Source organism: Pseudoalteromonas sp. Isolate6 (genome assembly GCF_022398435.1).
Taxonomy (GTDB): Bacteria; Pseudomonadota; Gammaproteobacteria; order Enterobacterales; family Alteromonadaceae; genus Pseudoalteromonas; species Pseudoalteromonas galatheae.
Map to the genome: position 1 here is coordinate 17,132 of NZ_JAKEVK010000110.1, position 11,360 is coordinate 28,491.

Genomic DNA, 11,360 nt, shown 5'->3' on the forward strand with positions numbered 1-11,360 from the left:
GATTAATCGTCTATTTTGACGTGATTTTCAACGAATTGATTGATACCAGCTGCAGTAATTCAATTGGTATTACATGCGAGGTTAGCATGAGAAAGTTTTATTTAGTGGTGACGCTATGGCTAATGAGCGCCATGGCATACGGTAAATCCGGTATAAAATTGGAAGTCTTTAAATCCCCAACCTGTGGCTGTTGTGAGCTGTGGTTAAACCATTTAACCGCACAAGGTATTGCGCACAAAGCCACCGACTTAAATTATCTTGGCTTACTTAAGAGTAAGTTTGGTATTAAGCAAAATTATCAATCTTGTCACACTGGGGTTTCTAAAAATGGTTTTATTTTTGAAGGGCATGTTCCTGCCAAGTTTATTAAACAGTTTTTGCAAAACGAGACGTTAACTCAAGATAAGCAAAATATCGGCTTGAGTGTGCCGGCAATGCCACTTGGATCGCCGGGTATGGAGGTTGGCGAGCGTTTTATGCCTTATCAAGTATTGCTACTCAAAAAAGATGGGAGCTATGAGGTTTTTGCTGAAATCGACAATTATGAGGAGCAATTCTAATGACAATCAAAGTTTCCCTGTTTATCGCAACTCTGATACTGCCACAGATAGCACAGGCCAATATTGCAACGTTAGAGCAAGCTATAGATGTCGCCATCAGCAACGATCCTTGGCTTAAATCTAGCCAATACAAGCGTTCTGCGATGCAATCTATGAGCCGCGAAGCGCTAAGCTATCCTGATCCTCAGGTGTCCATCGGTATGATGAATCTGCCTGTTGATAGTTGGGAGTTTAATCAAGAGGGGATGACTCAGCTTAAAGTTGGCGTGATGCAGATGTTACCGCGAGGAGATAGCCTCGAAATTAAGAGCCAGCAATTGGCACTTGACGCTAAAAAGCAACCGATTTTACAAGCGGATAGAAAAGCGCAAGTGCGCCGGGACGTTTCTCAGGTGTGGCTTGATATTGTGCAAGCCAAAAAGACGTTAGAACTGATTGAACGCGATAGTGTGCTGTTTGACCAAATGGTAGAAATAGCCAATGCTAGCTACTCCAATGCGCTGGGTGCAACACGCCAGCAAGATGTGATCCGTGCTCAGCTTGAGGTGATGCAATTAGACGATAAGCGTTCCGCGGCTTATCAGCAGCTTAACACCGCTAAGGCAAAGCTTTCGCAATGGCTATTAAATGATGCATTCACTAATTCAAATGCACTGAGTGTCCTTGAACAAAACGAAGTGACACTGCCGTTGATCCGCTCAATTGCGCCAAAGTTGATGCAGCAACGCCCAGTTGATAGCCAAGCTGTAGTACAACATTTGACTCATCACCCGTTGGTTGTTGCAGCCGACGTTGATACATACCGTGCCAATCAAGGGGTTAAGTTAGCTGAGCAGGCATATAAACCACAGTTTTCCGTCAACGCAAGTTATGCATATCGGGATGATGCTCCGGATCAGATGTCTCGCACTGACTTTTTTAGCGTTGGTGTATCATTCGACGTTCCGTTATTCACAGATGGAAAACAAGATCAGCAAAAAGCGGCAGCGACTGCACAAGTTGAGGCGAGTAAAACCGACCGGTTGCTGGTGCTAAAGCAGCTGTTTTCAAACTTAAATGGAGAAATTCAAACTATCCAACGATTGCAAGAAAGGCAATCGCTATACGCAAAATCAATTGTGGCACAAAGCGCTGAACAGGCCGAAGCTGCATTGACCGCTTATACCAATGACGATGGCGACTTTTCCGAGGTAGTGAGGGCGCGCATCGCGAAACTGAATGCGCAGTTATCAGCGCTTTCCATTGATATTGCATTGTTAAAAGCGGTGGTACGCAGTAACTATTATTTGGTTCAAATTGAAGAGGATGCAAGCCATGAATAACAACTTAAAAATGACGCTTGTTACCGTCACGACATTAACGGTCGGCGTGCTAGTTGGGATAAATTTCTCTTCAAGTAACGAGCCTGCGGTAGCGCCAAGCACTGAGAAAGCACCACTTTATTGGGTTGCGCCTATGGATCCGAACTATCGTCGTGATAAGCCAGGTAAGTCTCCTATGGGAATGGACCTTGTACCTGTGTACGAAGAAGAGTCTGCGAATGCAAAATTTGGTGAGGGGGTTGTGGAGATAGCGCCTCACGTTGAAAACAACTTGGGCGTTCGTACCGCGGTGGCTATGCGTCAAGCGATGTCTCACCAAATCCGCACTGTTGGGTATGTTCAGTACAACGAAGATAGCTTAGTTCACATTCACCCTCGCGTTGAGGGTTGGATTGAAAAGCTCTACGTGAAAGCAGCAGGTGAACCGGTCAAGCAAGGCGAACCTCTGTATACCTTGTATTCACCGCAACTGGTCAATGCGCAAGAAGAATACCTTATTGCTAGAAAGCGTAATAATCAGGCGCTCATCAACGCAGCGCACGAACGGCTCAAGGCATTACACCTGAGTGATGACTTTATCAATACGCTGAAAAAAACGGCTGAAGTGCACCAAAGCATTACCTTTTATGCACGTCAATCCGGGGTGTTAGATGGACTCCAGATCCGAGAAGGGTTTTACGTAAAGCCAGGCACAACGCTCATGAGTATCGCCAAACTTGACGAGATTTGGGTCGAAGCTGACGTATTTGAACGTGATGCTATGTTGGTCGCTCAGGGGCAAGCCGTTTCCATGAGGTTAGACTTTTTACCCGGCAGAACGTGGCGAGGGCAAGTCGATTACGTCTATCCCTCACTCAATGAAAAAACACGGACACTTAGAGTAAGGCTTAGATTTGACAACAGTGATGCGCTATTAAAGCCAAATATGTTTGCGCAAGTGAACATTCAAGCCGACTCTCGTGACGATGTACTTCAAGTGCCGAGTGAGTCTGTGATCCGCACTGCCAAACAAAATCGTGTTGTCGTTGAAGTTGCACCCGGTAGCTTTAAATCGGTTGCCGTTGAACTGGGTCAAATTGGTGATGAAAACATTGAAATCCTCAATGGCCTTAACGAAGGTGACAAGATAGTTACGTCAGCCCATTTCCTGATTGATTCTCAATCGAGCATTACTTCTGACTTTATGCGTATGGCGCCAGTTGCAGAAGCTAAGTCCGTTTGGATTGAAGGAGAAATTCAAAGCGTGAACGACCAAAGCCGAGTGGTGAATATTGATCATCAACCCGTACCCGAGTGGGAATGGCCTGAAATGGTGATGGATTTTACAGTGGCTGAAAGTGTTGATATTGACGCACTAAATGCGGGACAGGTTTTGCACTTTGAAGCGACAAAACAAGATGATGGCAGCGTATTACTGACTGGTATTCACATTATGTCTGAAGGCAGTATGACCGAAAATATACTGCCTACAGCAACAGTGGGCGGTGTGATAAACGCCATCAACCCTGACACCCGAGTGCTTAATATTTCTCGCGACGCCATTGAAAAATGGGACCGTCCCGCAACAACGATGGACTTTGTTGCAGCTGAGCACATTGATTTAAGCCAGCTTATGACAGGAATGAAGGTGACTTTCACCTTTGAAGTGGGTGACGAATTTGTGGTGACTGATATCAAACCTGCAGGTGAGATGTCGATGAATATGCACTCTGGCCACTAAGGAGCGTTTACAATGATCCAAGCAATAATTCGCTGGTCAGTATACAACCGTTTTTTTGTGGTACTGCTGACACTGATGCTGGTGGGGGCTGGGCTATTTACCCTTAAAAACACACCTGTCGACGCCATTCCGGATTTGTCTGATGTACAAGTTATTGTCAAAACACCTTATCCAGGACAGGCACCACAAGTGGTTCAAGATCAGGTGACATTTCCGCTGACCACTGCAATGCTTTCCGTCCCAGGCGCAAAAACCGTACGTGGTTATTCCTTCTTTGGGGATTCCTATGTTTACGTTATTTTTGACGATAAAACGGATCTTTACTGGGCGCGCAGTCGGGTGCTCGAGTATCTAAGTCAAGTTGCACCACAATTACCTGATGCGGCAAAACCGCAGCTGGGGCCTGATGCCACAGGGGTGGGTTGGGTGTATCTTTATGCATTAGTTGATAAAACCGGTGAACACGATATTAGCCAACTACGCAGCCTACAAGATTGGTTTTTAAAGTTTGAGCTGCAATCGGTTGCTGGTGTGTCAGAAGTAGCGCCGATTGGCGGTATGGTGAAACAGTATCAAGTACAGGTTGATCCCAATAAACTGCGCGCTTACGGCATTCCGCTTACGCATGTGCAGCAGGCGTTGCAACGCGGTAACCAAGAATCTGGTGCTTCTGTGATTGAGATGGCTGAAGCCGAATATATGGTGACAAGTACGGGATATATTCAAAGCGTTAAAGATATTGAAGCTATCCCACTTGGGCAAGCTGTCAAAGGAACGCCATTAACGATAGCAGATGTTGCGTCTGTCAATATTGGACCGCAAATGCGTCGTGGCATTGCTGAGCTTAACGGCGAAGGAGAAGTTGTTGGCGGTGTTGTAGTCATGCGCTTTGGAGAAAACGCGCAAAAAACCATCGACGGCGTAAAGCAAAAACTTGCTGAGCTACAACAAGGCTTACCTGACGGGGTGGAAGTGGTGACGGTTTACGATCGCTCCGAGCTTATCACCAAAGCCATTGATAATCTTTGGTCTAAACTGCTCGAAGAGCTGGTGGTGGTGGCCTTAGTGTGTGTGGTGTTCTTATTTCATATTCGCTCTTCCGTGGTTGCCGTGATCACTTTGCCACTTGGTATTTTGGTTGCTTTTATTGTGATGTATTTTCAAGGGGTGAACGCAAATATCATGTCCCTTGGTGGCATAGCCATTGCTATCGGGGCGATGACCGACGGTGCAATCGTGATGATTGAAAACATGCACAAACACATGGAAAGAACGCCACTCAATGATGAAAATCGCTGGGAAATCGTCGCAAAGTCGGCTTCTGAGGTGGGTCCTGCGCTGTTCTTTAGTTTGCTAATTATCACCGTAAGCTTCTTACCTGTGTTTATTCTTGAGGCCCAAGAAGGGCGTATGTTTGCCCCGCTGGCATACACCAAAACGTATGCGATGGCTGCATCTGCGGGACTTGCTATTACACTTATTCCGGTGCTGATGGGGTACTTTATTCGCGGTAAAGTTGTGCCCGAGCATAAAAACCCAATCAATCGAATGTTGGTTGGTGCGTATACGCCGCTATTAAAGCAAGTATTACGCTTTCCTAAGCTGACGTTGCTGGCCGCAGCAGCTATTACTATCGTTGGCTTTTATCCAATGGATAAAATCGGCAGTGAGTTTATCCCACCTTTGGATGAAGGGGATTTAATGTACATGCCGACTACATATCCAAGTATTTCGATTGGTAAGGCCAGAGAAATCTTACAGCAAACTGACAAGTTGATAGCGACGGTGCCTGAGGTAAAAAATGTCTTTGGTAAAGTTGGTCGCGCGGAAACCGCAACCGATCCTGCCCCGCTGACGATGATTGAGACCTTTATTCAATTAAAACCTAAAGATCAATGGCGTGCGGGAATGACCACTGAAAAGCTCAAAGCTGAACTCGATAAGCTAGTGCAGTTACCGGGTTTGACCAATGCTTGGGTGATGCCCATCAAAACGCGTATTGATATGCTCGCGACGGGGATTAAAACGCCTGTCGGGATTAAAGTCGCAGGCCCAGATTTAGATACTATCCAAAAAATTGGTCAAGATCTTGAACGTATTCTGAGTCAGGTAGAGGGTACAGCTTCGGTCTATTCTGAGCGAGTAGCTGGGGGACGCTATATTAAGGTTGATATTCTACGTGATAAAGCCGCGCGATTTGGGCTCAATATTGCCGATGTCCAGCAAGTCGTCGCAACTGCAATTGGTGGAATGGATGTCACGCAAACCGTTGAAGGACAAGAGCGCTACCCGGTTAGTTTGCGCTACCCGCAAGACTTACGCGATTCTCCCGAAGCGCTGCGGAAGCTTCCTATAGTCACCGCCGAGGGATTAAATATTGCCCTAGGTGATGTGGCAACTATCTATATTGAAAACGGGCCACCGGGCATTAAAAGCGAGAACGCTCGCATTAATGGTTGGACGTTTATCGATTTAGACGGAGTTGATGTTGGCAGTTATGTGGCTACCGCTAAACAAGTGCTGAGTGAGCAGCTGGAGTTACCTGCAGGTTATTCCATCAGTTGGGCTGGTCAATACGAGTATATGGAGCGTGCTAAAGCTAAATTGACTTATGTGGTGCCGCTTACGCTTGGGATCATTATTGTTTTACTCTATTTGAACTTTAGAAGCTTTAGCGAAGTGGCAATTATCATGGCGACGTTACCTATGGCGATGATTGGTGGACTGTGGTTACTATACCTTGAGGGGTTTAACTTTTCGGTCGCGGTAGGCGTTGGTTTTATAGCGCTTGCAGGTGTTGCTGTTGAAATAGGTGTGATCATGCTCGTGTATCTCAACCAAGCCATTAGTGAGCTTAAAGGTAAACCGCAAACATTGACTGTTGAGGCCATTAACAATGCCATTTTAGAAGGCGCGGGCAAGCGTATTCGTCCAGTCATGATGACGGTGGCAACGATTGTTATTGGGTTATTGCCAATCCTTTATGGCTCGGGCACAGGTTCTGAGGTGATGAGCCGCATAGCCGCGCCTATGGTGGGCGGTATGGCAAGCGCGCTATTACTTACCTTAGTGGTGTTACCCGTAGTATATATGCTGATGATCCGTTGGCGTGAAAACGTTAATAATTAATCCATAGCGGAAAAAGTTTGCCTCAAGCGCAGTAATATTAAGCGCTTGAACGGCAAACTTTGGTTTGAAAAAACGCAATTACAATCAAAAAGCGTTTAAGACCCCGTCGTTCTCAATCAGACTTGCTTGGCGCACTTATTGCTGTATCAGAGCAGCTAATGCAACAAGGAGCGGGTATGTTCATTCAAAATTCTTCTTATAAACAAATGTACGGTTCGAGCGATCTCTACGGTGGCACGAACAATAATGCTGTGAGTGACCAAGACATTTCTAATTCGGCGACAAAAAATTCAGGAACTCAGTCATTTATGGAAGCCGCAAAAGCCATTCAAGAGAAAGCGCCGAATAACACTCAATCGACTTACCTTGCCAAACATTTTGACAAGGCTGAAGAAATAGCCCATGAATCATTGGTGAGTTCGAGTCGCAAGAGAGGCAGTCGTGAATATAACATCGAGATGTATCGTGAAATGATGACAAACATTGTTGAGATGCCAATTGAAGTGGAAATTGCACCTGAGGAAATGAACCAAGCGTTGTTATTTAATCATTTGGGATTAGACTTTAATGAGTATAAAACCGTTTCTGTGCGTTCAGAGTTGTTAACTATGCTTGAGCAAAAAGTCGAGCAGGACAGTATGTTGATCAGATCAGACAAAGCCAAATTAACAGCAATCATAGCTGATACACAAGATAGGCTAAAAGCCGCTCAAGTGGCGTTGCTTGAAGGTGAAGATATTACTGAGCGACTACAAGATAGTAAAAGGGCGATTTATGATTCGTATGAACGGCTTAAGCTTGGCAAGGTTAGTCAGCGAGATCTGCTTTCGGTTTTATAGTTGACTTGTATGTCGAACAATAAGGGCCCGTGATTTTGCGGTAAATTTAAAACAGGCTCAAATGGACAACAATGAACCGCTTAATGTTCTAAGAAGTGTTTTATGACATGAAGTAAATCGTGGCTTTTGGGTTTATAGCGTGTTTCAAGGACTAGAGGTCAAGGTTGTTATAATTACCCAGTCATTCGCTGCAGTAGCTAGCGAATGACTGGTGTGAGATCAGCGAAGATCAGCTGGTGTAGGATAATCTGGGTGCTCAACATTTTGGTTGGACCAAACCGCAGGGATAGGCGGTTCCCATTTTTGCTCGATTTGTGAAACAAGAGTTTTTAAATCACAGTTGGGCTCACCGTAAAACTCAGCCCATTTCTGTGGCACATCTTCTGGGTTTGCTGCTTGAATGATGTGAGCCATCCATTGTTTCCTTAACTCAGCCCACTCAGGGCTTTGTTTTTGGCTCTCTTCAATACCGGCAAGTGGTCTAAGTTCTACGTAGATTGTTCTTCTCGGACCATCACTGCGTTTAGGTTCAGAGCTATGCAAAATCATCATATCCTGAACGAGAATATCTCCAGCTTTAGCAGGTTGCTGCAAGACGCCCGGAATATTCCAGCCATATTCGCTAGAAAGTGAATAAATGTCTACAAGCTCGTGTTGTGAATCAGGTAGGTAGCGTAAGCAACCATCGTCGATATCGGCATCATCTAGATAAATTCCTACGTTTAAATAAGCATAATTACGTGGATGAGGTGCTCCTTGATGCCAAGCTATGTGTGGGTGAGGATGTGGATATTTGTAGACTAAATCGCACTGCATTGGCACACAGCCGAGACCGCAAATACCTTCGCTGATCTCAATCATTGCAGGCGTGGCGAGCAATTCGACAATTAACTCGGGCGCTTCAAAAAGCAAATCATTATAACGAAATAGCTTCGGCTCACCAGATTCGTTTGATAGATGATATTGAGTCGCGATTTTTCCTTCTTGCTGCGCTTGTATTGCTTTATTCTCTAGAGTATTAGATAGACGTTTAAGCTTCTCTAGTAGAACGTTGGGTAAAGTTTGTTCAAATAACACAAAGCCGTTATTAGCGTAAAAATCGAGTTTACTTTTGTTTACTATCTTCATGAGCGCACGTCCTAGTCAATGCATTGCTTGCCTTAATTCAGAATTTTGGTTTGCAGTGTGTATTTTTCAAGCCGATCAAGTACTAGTCAAAAATGGAGTCGATGCAAAGTAATTCATCATGTCGCAAAATAAAGTGTAGAGCAATTACAGGAAGTTACATCACATTGAACCCAGTTTATTTATTCTATGTCAAAAAGTTGAAAGAGAAACTTCCATTGGCGTGGTCACCCATCCTCAAGTACAATTAGCGTTTTCGTTTGCAACACACCGGAACCTTCCAATGGAAATCAAAGTAAATTACCTCGACAATCTCAGAATTGATGCCAGATTTGACGACTTTTCTGTCATTGCGGATCAGCCAATTCGCTACAAAGGCGATGGTTCAGCACCAAGCCCATTCGACTATTTTTTAGCGTCTTCAGCGCTTTGTGCAGCTTACTTTGTGAAGGTGTATTGTAATGCGCGTGATATTCCAACTGATGGAATTCGCGTAGCGCAAAACAACATTGTTGATCCAGAAAACCGCTATAACCAAATTTTTAAAATTCAGGTTGAGTTACCAGAAAGCATTTCTGAAAAAGACCGCCAAGGTATCCTGCGCTCAATTGACCGCTGTACCGTTAAAAAAGTGATCCAAACAGGACCTGAATTTCAAGTAGAGGCGGTTGAGAGCCTTGAAGATGACGCTCAGGCGATGCTGATGGTTGATACCAGTGAAAGCGACAGCACTTTTATTCTGGGTAAAGATTTGCCGCTGGAACAGACTATCGCAAATATGACCAAGATCCTGTCGGATTTAGGCATGAAGATTGAAGTCGCGTCATGGCGTAATATTGTGCCACACGTCTGGTCACTACATATTCGAGATGCTGCTTCGCCAATGTGTTTCACTAATGGTAAAGGGGCGACCAAAGAGAGTGCACTTTGCTCAGCACTCGGCGAGTTTATTGAGCGTTTAAACTGTAACTTCTTTTATAACGACCAATTCTTTGGTGAAGAAATTGCCAATGCTGAATTTGTTCATTATCCGAACGAGAAATGGTTTAAACCGGGTGCTGATGATGCGCTGCCTAACGAAATCTTAGACGATTACACCCGTGAAATTTACGATCCAGAAAGTGAATTACGTGGTTCACACCTTGTTGATACAAACTCAGGTAATATAGCGCGCGGCATTTGCTCTATTCCTTACACTCGTCATTCTGATGGTGAAACTGTGTATTTCCCATCAAATCTAATAGAAAACTTATTCCTAAGTAATGGGATGAGTGCTGGTAATAACCTGTTTGAAGCCAAAGTGCAGTGTTTATCTGAGATCTTTGAACGTGCGGTGAAAAAGCAAATTATCGAACAAGAAATCGTGTTGCCTGACGTGCCAGAGTCTGTACTTGCTAAATATCCAGGTATTGTTGAAGGGATCAAAGGACTTGAGGAGCAAGGGTTCCCAGTCGTGGTTAAAGATGCGTCTCTTGGCGGTCAATTCCCTGTAATGTGTGTGACCCTGATGAATCCTAAAACAGGCGGTGTGTTTGCCTCTTTTGGAGCGCATCCAAGTTTTGAAGTGGCGCTTGAGCGAAGCTTAACCGAGCTGTTACAAGGACGTAGCTTTGAAGGCTTAAACGATGTACCAAAACCTACGTTTAACAGCATGGCCGTATCTGAGCCGGAGAACTTTGTTGAGCACTTTATCGATTCAACGGGCGTGATCTCATGGCGCTTCTTTAGTGCGAAGCACGACTACGACTTTGTTGAGTGGGATTTTACAGGCACTAATGAAGAGGAGTGCGATAAGTTATTTGGCATTCTAGAGACGTTAGGTAAAGAAGCCTACATTGCGGAGTTCACAGATTTAGGGATCGCTTGCCGAATTTTAGTCCCAGGATTTTCTGAAGTATATCCAGCCGAAGATCTCATCTGGGATAATACCAATAAAGCACTGCAGTACCGCGAAGATATTCTTAACATTCATTCACTAGATGACGAAGCATTAGCTAACTTGGTTGAGCGCTTAGAAGACAGCCAGCTTGATAATTATATCGACATTATCACCCTTATCGGCGTTGAATTTGACGAAAATACGGTGTGGGGTCAGCTCACTATTCTAGAGCTTAAAATTTTAATTTATCTAGCGCTTGGCGATATCGAAGCAGCCATTGAGCTAGTAGAAACCTTCTTGCAGTTTAACGACAACACCGTTGAGCGGGGCTTATTCTACCAAGCAATGCATGCCACACTCGAAATTGCATTGGATGACGAGTTAGAAATGGAAGATTACATTCATAACTTTACTCGTATGTTTGGTAAAGAGGTGATGGATGCAGTTATTGGCTCAATTAATGGCGATGTGAAATTTTATGGCTTAACGCCAACTAATATGAAGTTAGAAGGGTTAGATAAGCACCTGCGTCTTATTGAGAGTTACAAGAAGCTTCATACAGCAAGAGGAAAGTTAGCACAGCGCTAATCTTTACTTTTTGAAGTAAAAGCAAGATAGCATGACTGCTATCTTGCTTTATAGTTTGACGGGCTGGTGAGCATTATACCAATTGAATTAATTCTCTAATCAATTTGAAGGGTAAAATAGCATATTAGCTTCGTTAAAAATTTCTCATTTAGAACAACTAAATAGCAAAATTTTTGCCTTGCCTATATGGATATAGGT

General features: G+C 44.3%; 7 protein-coding genes. 6 read left to right on the plus strand and 1 reads right to left on the minus strand.

The features are described 5' to 3' along the window. Positions 1–86 precede the first annotated feature (86 nt). The 5 genes from L1D50_RS14700 (at position 87) to L1D50_RS14720 (ending at position 7,570) form a co-directional block, all read left to right on the plus strand. The gene (locus L1D50_RS14700; protein ID WP_239966291.1) at positions 87–560 is read left to right on the plus strand and encodes a DUF411 domain-containing protein; all 474 of its coding nucleotides are present in this window, start codon (positions 87–89) and stop codon (positions 558–560) included. Further along, the gene (locus L1D50_RS14705; RefSeq protein WP_138523764.1) at positions 560–1,882 is read left to right on the plus strand and encodes a TolC family protein; all 1,323 of its coding nucleotides are present in this window, start codon (positions 560–562) and stop codon (positions 1,880–1,882) included. The genes L1D50_RS14700 and L1D50_RS14705 overlap by 1 nt, the downstream gene beginning before the upstream one ends. Next, positions 1,875–3,602: an efflux RND transporter periplasmic adaptor subunit gene (locus L1D50_RS14710; protein ID WP_239966292.1), complete on the plus strand. Its 1,728-nt coding sequence runs from the start codon at positions 1,875–1,877 to the stop codon at positions 3,600–3,602. The genes L1D50_RS14705 and L1D50_RS14710 overlap by 8 nt, the downstream gene beginning before the upstream one ends. A 12-nt stretch (positions 3,603–3,614) precedes the next feature. Then, positions 3,615–6,731 carry a CusA/CzcA family heavy metal efflux RND transporter gene (locus L1D50_RS14715; RefSeq protein WP_239966293.1) on the plus strand — a complete coding sequence of 1,039 codons (3,117 nt, stop codon included), beginning with the start codon at positions 3,615–3,617 and terminating at the stop codon, positions 6,729–6,731. 176 nt (positions 6,732–6,907) lie between these two features. Continuing rightward, positions 6,908–7,570 carry a hypothetical protein gene (locus L1D50_RS14720; RefSeq protein ID WP_239966294.1) on the plus strand — a complete coding sequence of 221 codons (663 nt, stop codon included), beginning with the start codon at positions 6,908–6,910 and terminating at the stop codon, positions 7,568–7,570. A gap of 219 nt (positions 7,571–7,789) precedes the next feature. Here L1D50_RS14720 and L1D50_RS14725 read toward each other — a convergent pair whose 3' ends face one another. Further along, the gene (locus L1D50_RS14725) at positions 7,790–8,698 is read right to left on the minus strand and encodes a phytanoyl-CoA dioxygenase family protein (RefSeq protein WP_128725770.1); all 909 of its coding nucleotides are present in this window, start codon (positions 8,696–8,698) and stop codon (positions 7,790–7,792) included. 280 nt (positions 8,699–8,978) lie between these two features. Between L1D50_RS14725 and L1D50_RS14730 the strand changes: the two genes are divergently transcribed. Continuing rightward, on the plus strand, positions 8,979–11,162 hold the full coding sequence (locus L1D50_RS14730; RefSeq protein ID WP_239966295.1) for an OsmC domain/YcaO domain-containing protein: 2,184 nt from the start codon (positions 8,979–8,981) through the stop codon (positions 11,160–11,162). Positions 11,163–11,360 lie beyond the last annotated feature (198 nt).

Bases quoted from the DNA above. Each gene is read 5' to 3' on its own strand.
- L1D50_RS14700 (WP_239966291.1), top strand. From the start codon at position 87: ATGAGAAAGTTTTATTTAGTGGTGACGCTATGGCTAATGAGCGCCATG.
- L1D50_RS14705 (WP_138523764.1), top strand. From the start codon at position 560: ATGACAATCAAAGTTTCCCTGTTTATCGCAACTCTGATACTGCCACAG.
- L1D50_RS14710 (WP_239966292.1), top strand. From the start codon at position 1,875: ATGAATAACAACTTAAAAATGACGCTTGTTACCGTCACGACATTAACG.
- L1D50_RS14715 (WP_239966293.1), top strand. From the start codon at position 3,615: ATGATCCAAGCAATAATTCGCTGGTCAGTATACAACCGTTTTTTTGTG.
- L1D50_RS14720 (WP_239966294.1), top strand. From the start codon at position 6,908: ATGTTCATTCAAAATTCTTCTTATAAACAAATGTACGGTTCGAGCGAT.
- L1D50_RS14725 (WP_128725770.1), bottom strand. From the start codon at position 8,698: ATGAAGATAGTAAACAAAAGTAAACTCGATTTTTACGCTAATAACGGC.
- L1D50_RS14730 (WP_239966295.1), top strand. From the start codon at position 8,979: ATGGAAATCAAAGTAAATTACCTCGACAATCTCAGAATTGATGCCAGA.